Annotated in this window: 15 protein-coding genes; 10 read left to right on the plus strand and 5 right to left on the minus strand. The window is 66.8% G+C overall.

Features of this window, described 5'->3' with window-relative positions; genetic code table 11:
- The first annotated feature begins 367 nt into the window (after window positions 1-367).
- The 3 genes from GTK09_RS17530 to GTK09_RS17540 all read left to right on the plus strand — a co-directional run bounded on the left by GTK09_RS17530 (window position 368) and on the right by GTK09_RS17540 (window position 3618).
- Window positions 368-1288, plus strand: a complete 921-nt coding sequence (locus tag GTK09_RS17530) for a helix-turn-helix transcriptional regulator (RefSeq protein ID WP_203561085.1) — start codon at window positions 368-370, stop codon at window positions 1286-1288.
- 141 nt (window positions 1289-1429) lie between these two features.
- Window positions 1430-2503 (plus strand): AI-2E family transporter, encoded by a 1074-nt coding sequence (locus GTK09_RS17535; RefSeq protein ID WP_163464762.1) that lies wholly within the window; start codon window positions 1430-1432, stop codon window positions 2501-2503.
- A gap of 95 nt (window positions 2504-2598) precedes the next feature.
- The gene (locus GTK09_RS17540) at window positions 2599-3618 is read left to right on the plus strand and encodes a purine-nucleoside phosphorylase (RefSeq protein ID WP_163464822.1); all 1020 of its coding nucleotides are present in this window, start codon (window positions 2599-2601) and stop codon (window positions 3616-3618) included.
- Window positions 3619-3697: 79 nt separating this feature from the next.
- On the opposite strand, the gene GTK09_RS17545 is transcribed toward GTK09_RS17540, so the two are convergent.
- Window positions 3698-4192 (minus strand): hypothetical protein, encoded by a 495-nt coding sequence (locus GTK09_RS17545; protein WP_163464763.1) that lies wholly within the window; start codon window positions 4190-4192, stop codon window positions 3698-3700.
- A gap of 296 nt (window positions 4193-4488) precedes the next feature.
- On the opposite strand from GTK09_RS17545, the gene GTK09_RS17550 reads away from it, so the two are divergent.
- The 3 genes from GTK09_RS17550 to GTK09_RS17560 all read left to right on the plus strand — a co-directional run bounded on the left by GTK09_RS17550 (window position 4489) and on the right by GTK09_RS17560 (window position 8205).
- Window positions 4489-4887 carry a DUF1761 domain-containing protein gene (locus tag GTK09_RS17550; RefSeq protein ID WP_163464764.1) on the plus strand — a complete coding sequence of 133 codons (399 nt, stop codon included), beginning with the start codon at window positions 4489-4491 and terminating at the stop codon, window positions 4885-4887.
- A gap of 154 nt (window positions 4888-5041) precedes the next feature.
- Complete coding sequence (acs, locus tag GTK09_RS17555) at window positions 5042-6991, plus strand: acetate--CoA ligase (protein ID WP_163464765.1); 1950 nt, start codon at window positions 5042-5044, stop codon at window positions 6989-6991.
- A 74-nt stretch (window positions 6992-7065) separates the two neighbouring features.
- On the plus strand, window positions 7066-8205 hold the full coding sequence (locus tag GTK09_RS17560; protein WP_312869916.1) for an MBL fold metallo-hydrolase: 1140 nt from the start codon (window positions 7066-7068) through the stop codon (window positions 8203-8205).
- A 702-nt stretch (window positions 8206-8907) separates the two neighbouring features.
- Here the strand turns inward: GTK09_RS17560 and GTK09_RS17565 are convergent.
- Window positions 8908-9837, minus strand: coding sequence for a PRC-barrel domain-containing protein (locus tag GTK09_RS17565; RefSeq protein ID WP_163464766.1), 930 nt, complete (start codon window positions 9835-9837; stop codon window positions 8908-8910).
- On the opposite strand from GTK09_RS17565, the gene GTK09_RS17570 reads away from it, so the two are divergent.
- Window positions 9818-10018, plus strand: a complete 201-nt coding sequence (locus tag GTK09_RS17570) for a hypothetical protein (RefSeq protein WP_163464767.1) — start codon at window positions 9818-9820, stop codon at window positions 10016-10018. The genes GTK09_RS17565 and GTK09_RS17570 overlap by 20 nt on opposite strands.
- 235 nt (window positions 10019-10253) lie before the next feature.
- Here the strand turns inward: GTK09_RS17570 and GTK09_RS17575 are convergent, their stop codons facing one another.
- Window positions 10254-11069, minus strand: a complete 816-nt coding sequence (locus GTK09_RS17575; RefSeq protein ID WP_163464768.1) for an MBL fold metallo-hydrolase — start codon at window positions 11067-11069, stop codon at window positions 10254-10256.
- Window positions 11070-11269: 200 nt separating this feature from the next.
- Here GTK09_RS17575 and GTK09_RS17580 point away from each other — a divergent pair, with 200 nt between their 5' ends.
- Both GTK09_RS17580 and GTK09_RS17585 read left to right on the plus strand, forming a co-directional pair.
- Window positions 11270-11668 (plus strand): DUF2946 family protein, encoded by a 399-nt coding sequence (locus GTK09_RS17580; RefSeq protein WP_163464769.1) that lies wholly within the window; start codon window positions 11270-11272, stop codon window positions 11666-11668.
- A 71-nt stretch (window positions 11669-11739) separates the two neighbouring features.
- The gene (locus GTK09_RS17585) at window positions 11740-13116 is read left to right on the plus strand and encodes a PepSY-associated TM helix domain-containing protein (protein WP_163464770.1); all 1377 of its coding nucleotides are present in this window, start codon (window positions 11740-11742) and stop codon (window positions 13114-13116) included.
- Between the two features lie 93 nt (window positions 13117-13209).
- Here the strand turns inward: GTK09_RS17585 and GTK09_RS17590 are convergent, their stop codons facing one another.
- A complete protein-coding gene (locus tag GTK09_RS17590) occupies window positions 13210-14031 on the minus strand; it encodes an alpha/beta fold hydrolase (protein WP_163464771.1) in 822 nt (273 codons plus the stop codon).
- Window positions 14032-14160: 129 nt separating this feature from the next.
- Between GTK09_RS17590 and GTK09_RS17595 the strand changes: the two genes are divergently transcribed.
- The gene (locus GTK09_RS17595) at window positions 14161-14613 is read left to right on the plus strand and encodes a MarR family winged helix-turn-helix transcriptional regulator (RefSeq protein WP_163464772.1); all 453 of its coding nucleotides are present in this window, start codon (window positions 14161-14163) and stop codon (window positions 14611-14613) included.
- 70 nt (window positions 14614-14683) lie between these two features.
- On the opposite strand, the gene GTK09_RS17600 is transcribed toward GTK09_RS17595, so the two are convergent.
- Window positions 14684-15958: a class I SAM-dependent methyltransferase gene (locus GTK09_RS17600; RefSeq protein WP_163464773.1), complete on the minus strand. Its 1275-nt coding sequence runs from the start codon at window positions 15956-15958 to the stop codon at window positions 14684-14686.
- Window positions 15959-16218: the final 260 nt, after the last annotated feature.

Genomic DNA, 16218 nt, shown 5'->3' on the forward strand with positions numbered 1-16218 from the left:
TTCAGCCCCTCACTGTCGTCCCCGACCCTCATGCGACGGAGCCTTGTCGCCCGCCGCGCCGGTCCGTTCGTCCCCGCCGGCAGCCGGAAAGTCCGGACCCCACGCTTTTTCGAGCGACCTGCGGACGGTGGACGCTGCTCGATCGCAGCCGCGTTTCGATAACTTGATAGTGATTGTCCGGTATTGTAGTTTTGGCCGTCTTTGTAGGAATCCCCGGCGGGTTCCCTGTCTCGCCCGACGCCCTGTGGCTTCGCCGCCACTGTCGCCGGCAGGGCCGGCCGAGCATTGAGAGGAAGGATCGAGACTTGCACCCGCCCGCGATCCAACCGGCCCGGCATCGGCCCGGCAGCACAGGCGGTTCACCGCGTTGAGCTTTCGCCATTCCATGCACTGCCGCACCGAGGGCATCCGGCCCATCGAGCCGGTCCGATGGCGAAGCCTCGAGGGAATTGCCGGCGTCTTCTGGGTGGCGGAGGGGCGGCCCGGGGCGACGGGCTACTACCTGTCCCCCGATCCGAGGATCGTCGTCTTCTTCAACGACGTTTCCTCGCACATCCGCATGTGCAACCACGAAGGCCGTCCGCCGTCGCAGTATCGTCCGATGACGCGGGCGATCTACGTGCCCGCGGGCGTGCCGCTGTGGACGGATTTTACCGGCATGCACCGCTTCTCGCATCTGGACCTGCATGTGCATCGCGACCGGATGCTGCGGTTCCTGGCGCCTTCACTGGGCCGTTCGGCCGCCCATGCAGCCCTGCGACGGCCGGCGGAGATCGCCGATGTCGGCCCGGTCGAGACGCTGGCGACGTTGCTCGTCAAGGAGTTGTCCGACCCGGCGAGGCACGGCGTCTATTGCGAAAGCCTCGTCGGCAGCATCGCTTCGGCCCTCCTCGACATCCCGATGGAGACGGCCGAAACCGCAAGCGGGGCAACCGAAAGTCGCAGGCTCACCGAGGCGCAGATGGACCGGTTGATCGCCCGGATCGACGCCGAAGGCGGCCGGCGCCTCACGGTCGCGCAGATGGCGGCGACGGTCGGCCTGTCCGAAAGCTGGTTCACCTCGCTGTTCAAGGCGACCACCGGGCAGACGCCACTGCAGTGGCAGCTGGCGCATCGGATCGCCCTCGCCAAGCAGCTTCTCTTGAGCAGCGATCTGACCGTCGCCGGCATCGCCTCGCAGCTCGGCTTCACCGACCAGGCCCATTTCACCAAGGCCTTCCGGCAGATTGCCGCGGAGACTCCCGCAGCCTGGCGCCAGGCGCGGCGGGCCACCGAACGCGAGCGGTAGAGACGGCGGCTGAGGTCGAAGCAGGCCGCGGCCTCAGGCGCTCAAACGACGGCTTTACGTCGTGACCATGCTCTTTCGTCCTGTCGCGGCAGGATGACCGCACCATATGGCCGCTCATAACGCGAGCGAGCCGGGGGCAGGGTGAAAGACAGGGTCGAGGTCGAACTCACCAAGCGCGCGACGATCGTCACATCCGTGGTTCTGGCGATGACGGCGACGGTCGCGCTGGTCTGGGCGGCGGCCGGCGCGCTTCTGATGATTTTCGGCGGTCTGCTTCTGGCCGCGATCATCGCCGCGCTCGCTCGTCCGCTGCAATGGGCCGGGCTGTCGCGCGGCTGGGCCTTCGGCATCGTCATTGCCTTCCTGTCCCTGGCGATCGCCGGCGGGCTGTTCTACGGCGGGCTGACCCTCGTCAGCCAGTTCAACGAGCTGTGGAATCAGCTGCGCGAACAGCTTCAGGCGTTGGCAAAGACCATGGCCGACATGGGCATCGGATCGGGCGGCGAGGGCGGCAGCGGCTCCGAGGACAGCGGCGAGATCGGCCTCGACACGCTGCTGCCCAACCCGTCCGGCATCTTCTCCTCGGCCTCCCGGGCGATGTTCTCGGTGCTCGGTACCCTCGGCAACGTCTTCATCGTCGTCTTCATCGCGATCTTCCTCGTCGTCCAGCCGGAGCTCTATCGGCACGGCATCGTCAGCCTGTTTCCGCCGTCGAAGCGCAAGCGCCTCGACGAGACCCTCGGCGCTGCGGCGGACGAACTGGTTCTCTGGGTCTGCGGGACCGGGATATCGATGGTGATCGTCTTCGTCGTCACCTGGATCGGCCTCATACTGATCGGCATGCCGAGCGCCTTCGTCCTGGCGCTGCAGGCCGGGCTTCTGGCCTTCATTCCGACCCTCGGCCCGTTCATCGCCGGTATCCCCATCGTTCTCGTCGGTCTGTCGGAATCGCCGTCGATGGCGTTGTGGGGGCTCGGCGTCTACATTCTCGTCCAAGGGGTGGAGAGCAACGTCTCCCAGCCGATCGCCCAGCGCTACACCTCGGCGCTGCCGCCGGCGCTGACGCTCGGCTCGCAGGCGGTCTTCGGCGTCCTGTTCGGCACGCTCGGCATCGCGCTCGCCGTGCCGCTGGTCGCCGTCCTGATGGTCTTCGTGCGGGAGCTCTACGTGAAGGATACGCTCGGCGGGGCCTACGGGGAAAAGACCACGACATAGGCAGCCTGCCTGATCTTTCGTCTTGCGACGGCAGGACCCCGCGGCCTAAATCGCCGTCTCGCCCGCAGTGCAGGAGCCTTGCCGTGAAATTGCCGATGAAATCCCTCGCCGCCGCCGGCCTTGCCGCCCTCGCCCTGCCGGGCTCGGCCGCAGCGCAAGCTCCCGCCGAGCCCTACGCGCCGAAGGTCGTCGTCGTCTCCATGTTCGAGCACGAAGCGAAGAACTGGCGGAAGAACGAGGCGCTCGACCAGACGATCGCCGTTCCTGGCCTGTCGCAGGCGTTTCCGGACCTCTCCTGCAGCGAGGCCGGCCTTTGCCTCGTCACCACCGCGATGGGCTATGCCAACGCCGCCAGCTCGATCGCGGCCCTCGTCTATTCCGACAAGCTCGACCTGTCGCGGACCTATTTCCTGATCGCCGGCATTGCCGGGGTGGATCCGGCAGACGGGACCACCGGCTCGGCCCACTGGGCGCGCTACGTCGTCGACGGCGGCCTGATGTGGGAGATCGACGGACGCGAGGCGCCGGAAGGCTGGACTTCGGGGCGCTTCGGCTTCTTCACGAAGGAGCCGGGCGAAAAGCCGAAATCGGTCTATGGCACCGAGGTCTACCACTTGAACGAGGCCCTGACCGAGAAGGCATACCAGCTCTCCAAGAGCGTCGAACTCGCCGACGACGAGAAGGCCGCGGCCTATCGCAAGAATTACGAAGCGGCGCCCGCCAATGGTGCGCCCATCGTGTCGATCTGCGACACCGTCTCGGCCGACACCTGGTGGCACGGCAAGTCGTTCAGCGACGCGATGAACGAATGGGCGAAGCTCCTGACCGACGGCAAGGCGAACTACTGCACCACCCAGCAGGAGGACAACGCCACGCTGACGGCGCTTTCCCGGGGCGCCGAGATGGGCCGGATCGACATGGACCGCATCGCCGTCCTGCGCACCGCCTCCAATTTCGACCAGCCCTATCAGGGCCAGGCGCCCGACGCCTCGCTCAACGCCCAGTCCGGCGGCTTCGGCATCGCGCTCGAGAACGCCTATCGCGTCGGCTCGAAGCTGACGGACGCGATCGTCGGGAACTGGGATGCGTGGAAGGACGGCGTACCGACGAAGTAGGGTGGCGTTCCTGCCGGCGCCGATCGAGCGCCGCCGGCAGGTGCTGCAGCGTCGCCTGCCCCAACCGGGCCCTCTCACTTCACTCGTCGGAATAGTCCTGCGGACCCTCGGAAAGGAAGGTCTGGAGCGCCTTCTGGCCTTCGGCGGTCGTCTCGATATCCGCCGATTCGGCGCCGGTCGTGGTTTCGGCGTCGGGCATCGTGCATTTCGGCGAGAGCGTCGTTCCCCAGGCGTTGAAGACCACCGACGTCGTCGTCGAGGGCGTATAGGTGAGGTTGTCGGGCGAGCAGGTGACGGTCTTGCCCAGCACGGCCTTGACCACCACCGAATAGGGCGTGCCCTGGACCATCCCTTCGACCGGCAGGGCGATGCAGCGCGTCTTGCCGATCGGGAAGCTGGACGACCAGTCGGTGCCCTGGCCGACCTTGACGCCCATCCAGGCGGCATAGCCGGCGCCGACCAGAAGATTGACGCAGGCGGCCGACTGGGCCGCGGCGGGCGCTGCGCCAAGCGTCGACGCCCCGAACAATGCAGCGGCTGCGACGCCGGCGGATGCGATGCACTTGCGGTTCATCGTTGTGTTCTCCCGTAAAGTGATGCCCGCATAGATTGCATGCAATGCCGAAAAAATACAATCCTTGTTTGTAAAATTATGCTGGGACAATTCGACGAACGCTGTCGCCGCGGGCTTGCCTGATCGTCGGCAATGCCCCTTTCGTCGTTTCCGCATGGCTTGCACGCAACGCCGGGGAGCCGACAGGAGCGTCGCCACGAAGACTACCGGCCGCGTACCGCCGGCGCTTCCGGAAACGAAGCCTTGGCTGGCGCGTTGCGCAAGACGTCCGACTACAGCCCGACAGGAGTCGTTTCATGGGTTTTGCCGCCGCCGCCAATCCGCTGACCTGCCTTCTTGCCGCAGCCCTCGCCTTCGGCTTCGGCTTTGTCTGGCACCGGATGTTCGAGAAGCGCTGGATGACGGCGCCGGGCTATCGCGGCAAGCCGGCCCTGAAGATCGCGCCCCTCGTCATCGTCTTCATCGCCTATTTCGTCATTGCCGAGATGCTCTCCGGCATCACCGCGCATATCGGCGGGATCACGCTCGGCAACGCTCTCACCAACGCCGTCCTCGCCTGGGCCGGCTTCGTGCTGACGACGATGGTCGTCGACCATTCCTACGAGGCGCGGCCGCGCAAGCTGACGCTGATCAATGCCGGCCACTGGCTCGGCGCCTTCGTCATCATGGCGGTGGTGATCGGCCTGATGGGCTGACGGCCTCGCCCTTCTCCCGGCGGGACCGGGACACGAGGCGGACCCCGGCGAAAGTCTAACCCATCGTCAACTGGACCTGCCGGGGTGCTTCGTCCTAAATCTCTTTCGGGAGACCGCCGTCAGGGCGGCAAGGCATGAAACCGGGAGGAAGACGATGACGACGATCCCCGTCAAGGACGAATGGAAGAGCCGCGCCAAGATCGACGACGCGACCTACCGCGCCTGGTACGAGAAGAGCGTTTCCGACCCGGACGGCTTCTGGGCCGAGCATGGCAGGCGCATCGACTGGATCAAGCCGTTCTCTCGCGTGAAGAACACCTCCTTTGCGCCCGGCAATGTCGACATCCGCTGGTTCGAGGACGGCACCCTGAACGTTGCCGCCAACTGCATCGACCGGCATCTGGGCAAGCGCGGCGACCAGGTGGCGATCCTGTGGGAAGGCGACGACCCGAAGGATTCCCGCAAGATCACCTATCGCGAGCTGCACGAGGAGGTTTGCCGCATGGCGAACGTCCTGAAGGCGCGCGGCGTCAAGCGCGGCGACCGGGTGACCATCTACATGCCGATGATCCCCGAGGCGGCCTATGCCATGCTCGCCTCGGCGCGGATCGGCGCCGTCCACTCCGTCGTCTTCGGCGGTTTTTCGCCGGATGCCCTGGCCGGCCGGCTGGAAGGGGCGCAGTCGAGCGTCCTGATCACCGCCGACGAGGGGCTGCGCGGCGGCAAGAAGGTGCCGCTGAAGAAGAACGCCGACAAGGCCTGCGAGATCGCGGCGAAGGCCGGACAGACGGTCGACACCGTCCTCGTCGTCAAGCGCACTGGCGGCGAGATCGCCTGGAGCGAGGGCCGCGACGTCTGGTGGCACGAGGCGCGCGGGAGCGCCGCGACCGACTGCCCGCCGGAAGAGATGAACGCCGAGGATCCGCTGTTCATCCTCTATACGTCCGGCTCCACCGGCAAGCCGAAGGGCGTCGTCCACACCTCCGGCGGCTATCTCGTCTACGCCTCGATGACCCACGAATACGTCTTCGACTATCATGAAGGCGACATCTACTGGTGCACGGCCGACGTCGGCTGGGTCACCGGCCACAGCTACATCGTCTACGGCCCGCTCGCCAACGGCGCGACGACGCTGATGTTCGAGGGCGTGCCGAACTATCCCGATGCCGGCCGCATGTGGGAGGTCGTCGACAAGCACAAGGTCGCCATCTTCTACACCGCGCCGACGGCGATCCGCGCGCTGATGGGCGCCGGCGACGACAAGGTGACCCGTGCTTCACGTGAAACGCTGAAAGTGCTCGGCTCGGTCGGCGAGCCGATCAATCCGGAAGCCTGGAACTGGTACTACCGTGTCGTCGGCGACGAGCGCTGCCCGATCGTCGACACCTGGTGGCAGACCGAGACCGGCGGCATCCTGATCACGCCGCTCCCCGGCGCCACCGATCTCAAGCCCGGCTCGGCGACACGGCCGTTCTTCGGGGTCCAGCCGCAGCTGGTCGACAACGAGGGCGGCGTGCTCGAGGGCGCGACCGAGGGCAATCTCTGCATCACCGATAGCTGGCCCGGCCAGATGCGCACCGTCTATGGCGACCACGAGCGCTTCGAGCAGACCTATTTCTCGACCTACCAGAACAAGTACTTCACCGGCGACGGCGCCAAGCGCGACGAAGACGGCTACTGGTGGATCACCGGCCGGGTCGACGACGTCATCAACGTCTCCGGCCACCGCATGGGCACCGCCGAGGTGGAATCGGCGCTGGTCTCCCATCCGAAGGTCTCGGAAGCTGCGGTCGTCGGCTATCCCCACGACATGAAGGGCCAGGGCATCTACTGCTACGTCACCCTGATGGAGGGCGAGGAAGGCTCCGACGACCTGCGCAAGGAGCTCGTCGCCCATGTGCGCAACGAGATCGGCCCGATCGCCTCGCCGGATAAGATCCAGTTCGCCCCCAGCCTGCCGAAGACCCGCTCGGGCAAGATCATGCGCCGGATCCTGCGCAAGATCGCCGAGGACGATTTCGGGGCGCTGGGCGACACCTCGACGCTAGCGGATCCGGGCGTCGTCGACGATCTGATCGACAGCCGCCAGAACAAGAAGGGCTGACGGTCGACACGAACGATTCGTGCCGTGGTGCGTTGAAACGAAAGGCCTGGGCCGTATCCGCCCGGGCCTTTTTCATGCCGCAGGCCTCCGTGAACGGCGCCGGGTGGCCGATCGAAACGCTCGACGAAGAGGCCACGGCCATGACGCGGAACCCCTACCATTCCGGCCCGATCTCCGACCATTTCGACGGCACGCGCTTCTTCAATCCTGGCCAGCCACGGACCGATCGGCGGTTCAAGGACCTCCTCAAATGGCAGTTCAGCGGCGAGCGGGCGAAATGGCCCGACCATCTGCCGGTCGAGCCGGCGACGCCCGCGGCCCGTGTCGCGGGGCTGAGGGTGACGATGGTCGGCCATGCCAGCGTGCTGATCCAGGTGGCGGGGCTCAACGTCCTGACCGATCCGGTCTGGTCGGATCGCGTCAGCCCCTTCAGCTTCGCCGGTCCAAAGCGGGTCGCAGAGCCGGGCGTCCGCTTCGAGGACCTGCCGCCGATCGACCTCGTCCTCCTCTCGCACAACCACTACGACCACTGCGACGTCGCGACGCTTGAGCGACTTCACACGGAACACCGCCCGAAAGTGATCACGGCGCTCGGCAACGACACCCTGTTGTCGCGGACAATCGCCGGCATCGACGTCGTCGCCGGCGACTGGGGCGACGAGATCGCGTTCGGGGAACAGCCGATCGGTGCGATGGGCCGACCAGACGCTGCGCCTGTCGACGCGTCGGGCGGTGGAGCGGGCGATCGGGCGAGTAAGGCCCAGCGAGCGGCGATTGCCATCGTGCCGGCCCATCACTGGAGCCGCCGCGGGTTCAGCGACACGCGCATGTGCCTGTGGTGCGGCTTCGTCCTCAAGGCCGGGGGGCGAACCGTCTACTTCGCCGGCGACAGCGGCTATGGCGGCGGACGGATCTTTCGCGACATCGGCGAAAGGCACGGCGCGCCGGATCTGGCGCTGATCCCGATCGGCGCCTATGCGCCGCGCTGGTTCATGGAGCCCCAGCATATGAACCCCGAGGAGGCGGTGAAGACCTTCGTCGACGTTCAGGCCCGGCAGGCGGTCGGCATCCATTGGGGAACGGTCCAACTGACCGACGAACCCGTTGATGAGCCGGCTAATATGCTGGTGCGCCATCTTTCAGACGCTGGAATTCGCGCCGACCGCTTTCGTCCGCTGACGCCCGGCGAGAGCCTTGACGTCGGCGAGACGTGACGAGAGCCGGAATTCAGGGGGGCTGAACCCAGCCGGGAGAGCGGTTGGTCAGCCGCTGGACGAGCATCGACTATCCGCCAAAATCTCAACATTGCGCGAAGCTGACGAAAATTGCGGCAGGCTCTTGCGTTGCCTGATTCTGCGCACCATACTCTTCCTCGTGTTCAACGAAGCGAAAGGAGGTGATCCAATGTCGAGTGATTGTCTGAAGCCGGTTGGGTCTTTGATTCTCGGTGTCACGATGGAGCAGTCTCCTCGCTTCGCCTAAGAATTGCAGACGCCGACAACGGTCTCTGACGACCGCCGGCTGATGCCCATCACGGGGCCGCTTTCCTGACAAGGGAAGCGGCCTTTTGATTGTTGAACGGTCCTCTCCGGGCTCGGAGCGCCCGCTTTCGGTGACCAGGGACGCTCTCCCGGCATGGCTGCTGCCCGGCAGCCCTTTTGCCGCGACGAGGCTGCCGAGCCCGGCGGTGGCTGGATGCGCCGACCCGCCGAGCCCTTGGCTGGACCTTGCCCACGGCCCCTAAGGCGCCGCGTCACGACCGTCCGACCTGCGAAGGCGTAATCCGAGGATCAGAGGATCGAGCCGCGACCGGACGTGGGACGGCCCATTCCGTTGCCGGAGCGGGCCGCTTCATGTCGTGCCGCGTGGCGGCTGCAGGTCGCGATGGCCCGACCCCGAAGGGCCGGGCACCGACGTCAGTTCGCCGGAGCGGTCGCGGGCTGCGAGGCATCGCCCGCGGCCGGATCAGTGGGCGCGGCAGCGTCGTCCGCGGCATCATCCTCGCCCTCGGGCTCGCCATAGGCCGGCGCATCCTCGAGCTGTTCGCGCGAGACGTTGAGGACGATGCGGTCGGGCAGGTTGTCGTCGCCGACCACCGGCTCCTCCGGCGCGGCCGCAGGCGCGGGAGCCGCACCGCCAGCCGTGCCTCCGGCCATCCCGGTTCCACCGGCCGTGCCACCCGCCATGCCGGTGCCGCCGGCCGTGCCGGAGGAGGCGCTGGCCGCGGCATTGACTTCTTCCTCTGTCTTCAGCCCCTCGGTCTTGCCCGGGCCGAATTCGAGGGCGCTCATCGAGACGGCGACGTCCTTCTCGCCGATGCCGAGGAAGCCACCGACGCCGACCAGCACCGCGATGACCTTGCCGTCCTCGGAGACCAGCACATCGGTGATCTCGCCGATGCTCTCGCCCTGGGTGTCGTAGACGTCCTTGCCGTCGAGATCCGTGACGCGCCAGGCTCCCGTCGGCGGAACCGTCACCAGCGGACCGCTATCGGCCATCGTGCTGTCCGAAGAGGCGGCGCTGTCGGTGGTGGCGCTGTCTGCCGGGGCAGCGGCGCCGTCGGCCGGAGCGGTGCTGCTGTCCGCGGCACCAGAGGAGCCCATCGAGCCCGCCGACGAGCTGGAATCCGGCGTATCACTCATCGTGCCGGCGTCGCTGCCGCCCGCGGTACCGGCGTCGGAATCGCTTGCAGGTGCGGTGTCCGTGGACTGGGGGGTCGTGGTGTCGGACGCTGCAGGGGGCGTGGTCTCGCCGGCGGCCGGCGGCGTCGTGCCGGAATCCTGGGCGTAGGCCGAAAGCGGCAGGGCAACGCCGGCGAGGAGGCTGATGAAAATTGACTTGCGCATGATCGAAGTCTCCCGATTGGTTATCGAACCGGGAAATTTCCTTGGCCGCTTTCCCGTTCCTTCACGCTTTGTGTGTCTTGGTTACAAGACCATTGGCGATGCGGCGAGCCGGCCGTCGATGACAGACGCTTTCGATCCCTTCGCAGGTGCGGAAAGCCATTCAAAAAGCTCGCCGGACTGAAAGTTGCGCTGCACAACCGCCGGTCCGCCTCCGAACCCGAGGCGCCGCTGCTTCGATCACGAAACGTCTCCCCGAGTCGGTGTGCGGTAAAGCGCCGGTCTCGGCGCGAGGTGCGGCACGTCGCACAGTCGCCTCCGTTGCGATCTTTCTCCGACTCCACGCCAGCCCCCGATACCCGTCGGTGCTGAGCCTCTTGCGAGCGTGAAGCGACCGACCGTTTCATTCGCGCGGGGCATCAAATGTCTTCGTCTTCGGCAAGCCAGGCGACGTGCCGCGCCACCGAGCGTTCGAAGATCTCCCGCCCCTCGGCCGCAACCACCCGGCCCCAGAAGGCGCCGTAGACCGCCTCGAACGGGACGCCGTCGAGCGCCGCCTCGATCCGGCGGACGGCCGGCACGCCAAGCGGAATGAAATTCGGATAGCTGCGCATGAAGCCGAGCCGGTCGCAGCCCGGCGTCACCTGCAGGATGTCGCCGGACAGGATCGCCCCTTCGCCCCGATGAGCGTCCGCCAGATGGAGGACCGTGCCGCCGGCGAAATGCCCGCCGCAGCGAATGAGTGTCGCACCCGGCAGGAGTTCGCGGCGGTCGCCCTCCCAGAGGCGCACGTGCTCGCCCGGGTTCATCACCCATTGCCGGTCCTTCGCATGGATGTGGACCGGCACGTCGAAGGCGGCCGCCCATTCGGCCATGGTCGAGTAATAATGCGGGTGGGAGATGGCGATCGCCGCAAGGCCGCCGAGGCCTTCGATCACCGACACCAGTGCCGGGTCGATCAGCGGGATCATGTCCCACAGGATGTTGCCGGCGGGCGTTCTGACGAGGAGCGCCCGCTGGCCGATGGCGAAATGCGGCGTCATGCCGATGCCGAGGAATTCGCCGTCATGGGAAACCACCGCACGGTGCCCCGCCTGCATCGCCTCGAAGCTCGTCCAGCCCTGGCCGGTCGGCGGCACGAACTGGCGTTCGTCCTGGCAGATCGGGCAGGCGGGCGGCGGCGCGTCAGAGGGTGGATACTGGGTGCCGCAGGCGGTGCAGAGAAACGAGGTCATGCGGGAGATGCCTTTCGGGCGCGAGGGAAAGGGCGGCCGCCGCCGGGGCCGTAGGACCGAAATATCGTCGCGCCGGGAAGCAAGACGAGGGTTTCGTTGCGACGGGATGCCGGCCACCCGCCGTCAAGCCGCTCTCGGGGCCTGCGAGCGCCGCGATCTCGAGGTGACAAGGTCGCGGCGATCTGGCATCGGTGACGGCCATGCAGAGCCTGCGCCGCGTTCTGGAGGATCGTCTGTCGGCGGCCGCGATCGCGCTGATCGCCGCCTGCCTCATGCTGTTCCAGGCGATCGCCGGCCAGGCGGCCGAGATCGGCGCGGCGACCGGAAACGCCACGGGTGTCATCTGCTCGGCGGCGCTCGGCCCGACCATCTCCAAGGCCGGCAGCGAAGAGCGTCAGGGCGCCGCGCTCTGCGCCGAATGCTGCGCCGTCTGCCAATTGTCGCAGTCGCTCGCCCTGATCGCGCCGGTGATGCCGCCGGCGGAGCCGATCCGCCTCGTCGCAAGCCGAACCCTGGCATTGGCGCCGCGCGGCCCGCCGCCGCTTCCTGCGCCGCGCGAAAAGAACGCGCCGACGCGCGGGCCGCCGATCCTGTCCTGACATGTCGCCGCCCTGCCGGGCCGATCCCGCGCGGGCTTGCAGCTCATTTCATTCCTGTCAGGACAATCTCGATGACCGATGTCAGCCTCGGGCGGACGAAGGACGGCGCTGCCGCGCGTTCCGCCACCGATCTCTACCGCGCCGTCTGGCGATGGCACTTCTATGCCGGCCTCCTGGTGCTTCCCTTCCTCGTCTCGCTGGCGATCACCGGTGGGCTCTATCTCTTCCGCGACGAAATCGACGCGATCGTCCATGCCGATCTGAAGCGGGTGGAGATCGCCGAGGGCGCGGCACCCGTGGCGCCCTCGGCCATGGTCGCGGCGGCGCTCCGTGCAGTGCCCGGCACGGCGGTGAAATATACCGACCCGACCGATCCTGGCGCCTCCGCCGAGATCACCGTGGCGACGGCGGAGAAGGGCAAACTCGCCGTCTATGTCGATCCCTACGACGGCAAGGTGCTCGGTTCGCTGCCGGACCGGGGGACGGTGATGTGGACCATCCGCACCCTCCACAGCCTGAAATATTTCGGCACCACCGCCCGCACTCTGATCGAGATCGCCGGCGGCTGGGCGATCCTGCTCGTCGGCACCGGCCTCTATCTCTGGTGGCCGCGAGGCAAGGGCGGCGGCGTCGTCACCCTCCGCGGCGCGCCACGAAACCGGATCTTCTGGCGGGATCTCCACGCCGTCACCGGCCTCTTCGTCGGCGGCTTCATCGTCTTCCTCGCCGTCACCGGCATGCCCTGGTCGGGCGTCTGGGGCGGCAAGGTCAACGAATGGGCGAACGGCAGCAATTTCGGCTATCCGTCGGGGGTCCGCACCGACGTGCCGATGTCGGACGTCAAGCTCGCGGAGACCGGCCAGACCACATGGTCGTTGGAACAGGCGAAGCTGCCGGCCTCGACCGCGCCGGCGACCGCCGATCCGACGCCGATCGGCATCGACCGGGCGATCGCGGTGGTCGAGAAACTCGGGCTTCACCGCGGCTATGCGCTTGCCTTGCCGGCGGGCGCGACGGGGGTCTACACCGCCTCGGTCTATCCTGACGACCTCTCGCAGCAGCGCGTCGTCCATCTCGATCAGTATTCCGGCAAGCCGCTTCTCGACATGAGCTATGCCGACTACGGGCCGCTCGGCCGGGCGCTGGAATGGGGGATCAACACCCATATGGGCCAGGAATTCGGCCTGTTGAACCAGATCGTCCTGGCGCTCGCCTGCCTCGCCATCGTGGTGATGTCGGTCGCCGCCGGCGTGATGTGGTGGAAGCGCCGGCCGAAGGGCTCGCTCGGTGTGCCGCCCTTGCCGGCCGATGCCCGCGCCTTTCGCGGGGTGATCGCGATCCTCATCGTCGGGGGCATCGTCTTCCCGCTGGTCGGCCTGTCGCTGCTGGTGATGCTTGTCCTCGACGTCGGCTTCATCCGGACGATGGCGCGCTCGACGGTCGGCTGAGGCGATCTTGAACGTCGAAGGGGCGGGCTCTGCCTTCGAGCCCGCCCCTTGGCGATGATGTCCGTCGTCCGGACCGCCCGTCGGGGCAGGGCGTCAGCCCTTGATGAAGGCCTCGACGTCGGCATTGAAGCGCTGGGGATCGACCTGGGCGAGGCCGTGGGAGCCGCCCTCGTAGATCTTCAGCGTTCCATTCGCGACGATCTCGGCGCTCAGCTTGCCGGAGGCCGCGATCGGCACGATCTGGTCGTCGTCGCCGTGGATGACGAGCGTCGGCACGGTGATCGCCTTCAGATCCTCGGTGTAGTCCACCTCCGAGAATTCGCGGATGCAGGCATATTGCCCGACGATGCCGCCGGCCATGCCCTGGGCCCAGAAGGCGTCGCGAAGACCCTTGCTGTCCGTCGCGCCGTCGCGGTTGAAGCCGTAGAACGGCGTGGTGAGATCCTGATAGAACTGGGAACGGTTGTTGGCGACGCCGTCGCGGATGCCGTCGAACACCTCGATCGGCGTTCCGTGCGGATTGGTGTCCGACTTCAGCATGACCGGCGGCACTGCCCCGACGAGCACCACCTTGGCGACCCGTCCATTGCCGTGGCGGCCGACATAATGCGCCACCTCGCCGCCGCCGGTCGAATGGCCGATCAGGACGATGTTCTTCAGATCGAGATGCTCGATGAGTTCCGCCAGATCGTCGGCATAGCGATCCATGTCGTTGCCGGTGAAGGGCTGGGCCGAGCGGCCGTGTCCGCGGCGGTCATGGGCGAGGACCCGGTATCCGGCCGCGGCGAAATACAACATCTGCGCATCCCAGGCGTCGGCCGACAGCGGCCAGCCGTGCGAGAACAGGATCGGCTGCCCGGTGCCCCAGTCCTTGTAGAAGAGTTCGACGCCGTCACTGGTGGTGAATGTGGTCATGTCCATCTCCGCGCTCTGATTTCGTTCACGATTAAATCGTGCGCGATCTAAATAGCCGAAGGCGATCGAGACGTCAAGGGTTGCGATTCAATCGCGCGCGATTTAATTACCGCCGATAAGGAGCGCGAAATGCCGAACGATGTCGAACGGGCGGACGAACTGGCAGATTTCCTCTGCTTTTCGGTCTATGAGGCGGGTCACGCCTTCAACCAGCTCTACCGCGAGTTGTTGGCCGAACTCGGCCTGACCTATCCGCAATATCTCGTGATGACGCTGCTCTGGCGCCGCGACGACCGGTCGGTGAAGGATCTCGGCCTCAAGCTGGGCCTGGCGTCGAACACCCTGACGCCGCTATTGAAGCGGCTCGAAAGCAACGGGCTGATCGGCCGCCGCCGCGACCCGGCGGACGAGCGCTCGGTGCGGATCGTCCTCACAAAAGCCGGCCGCGATCTGAAGGCGCGGGCCAAGATCGTCCCGGAGCGGGTGGCGGAGGCGACCGGGCTGACCCAGGCCGAACTCGCCGAACTGGCCGAAACCTTGCGCCGGCTTCGCTCGACGCTTTCCGAACGGGCGCCCGGCTGAGACGATCGTTCCTCGGACGGTGGAAGTCCGTCGCGCTCGCCCGCGCATCTCTGCCCGGCAGCCGTCCGGCTCAGGCGTAGAGATCGCGCCGCGTCGGCGGTAGGCCGCTCGGGCCCTTGGCGCGTTTCGAGGCAAGCGTCTGGTAGATGAGCAGGCCGCCGCGCTCAAAGCCCAATGAGACGCCGGCGAGATAGAGCAGCCAGAGACGGGCCTTGTCCTCGCCGGCGATGGCCGACGCCTCGTCCATGCGCGCCAGCAGCCGGTCGTGCCAGAGCCGGCAGGTGCGGGCATAATGCTCGCGCCAGTTCTCGACGTCGTGGACCTCGAAGCGATGCTTCTCCAGGAACTGCGCCGAATGGCCGACATGGTCGAGCTCGGCGCCGGGGAAGATGTAGCGGATGATCGCCGCATATTCCTTGGTGCCTTGCCGAAACTTCTTTTCGGTCTCCTTGGCCGGCCGGGTGATGGCATGGTGGAGATAGAGCCCGTTCGGCCGCAGCAGCTTGCGGACGGCGGCGAAATAGGCGTCGTGCCTGTCCCAGCCGACATGTTCGAACATGCCGATCGAGGCGACCTTGTCGAACTGGCCGGTCAGTTCCTCGAAGGGTTTCAGCTCGACGGTGACCTTGTCGGCCAGACCCTTGGCGGCGATGCGCTCCTTTGCCAGATCGAACTGCGCCTGGCTGAGCGTCACGCCATGACCGGAGACACCGTAGTTCTCCGCCGCGTGGATCAGCAGCGCGCCCCAGCCGCAGCCGATGTCGAGGAAGCGCTCGCCGGGTTTCAGCCGCAGCTTGCGGCAGATCATGTCGAGCTTGTCGACCTGCGCCTTGTCGATGTCCTCGTGCCAGCCGTCGAAATAGCCGCAGGAATAAAGCATGCGGGTGTCGAGGAAGAGCCGGTAGAAGTCGTTCGAGACGTCGTAGTGGAACTGGATCGCCGCCTTGGACGAGCCGCTGGCCGCGGCGTCCTCGCCGGAGGCGGGACCCTTCGTCTTCGCCCGCCGCGACAAAGCGTAGAGGGAAGGCAGGGCGGCGGCGACCTTCAGCTTGTCGATCCGCTTCATCGCCGCCTTGGTGCGGATGTCCGGCCGGGCGGCGGCGAGATCGAAGATCGTCCCGTGCTCAACGTCGATCGCCTTCGACATCCACAGGCCCACGGCGGTGGCGATGTTCGGGCTGACGGCGAGGCGGGCGATCGCGGCGGGATCGTTGAGGGCCAGCACAGGGCCGCCCGTCGTCGGCCCGAGCCACTCGCCGTTCCACAGCCGGACGGCAATCTTCGGTTCGAGCGCGGCGACCACGTGGCGCACGAGATCCGCCAGTTTCTCCTCGCCACTCGCCATTCGATCTGCTCCGATTTCACGTGAAACTGTTCGCCTTGCCGTGGCTTATCGCGCCGGTGGCGGCGGTGCAATTGCCGCGGGCTGGGGCCGCGCGCTCCTCGCCGCAGGCCCTACAAGGTTTACGCATTTGGTCGAGAGACGGTCGCAGCCATGCCACGGGCTCAGGCGGGCAGACTAAAATTGGCCGAAACCGTCGAAATTGCGTCATCCTTGGGCTTGTCCCAAGGATCTATTGCCGGCTCAACGACAGAATCCGAGCA

Source organism: Jiella pacifica (genome assembly GCF_010500815.1).
Taxonomy (GTDB): domain Bacteria; phylum Pseudomonadota; class Alphaproteobacteria; order Rhizobiales; family Rhizobiaceae; genus Jiella; species Jiella pacifica.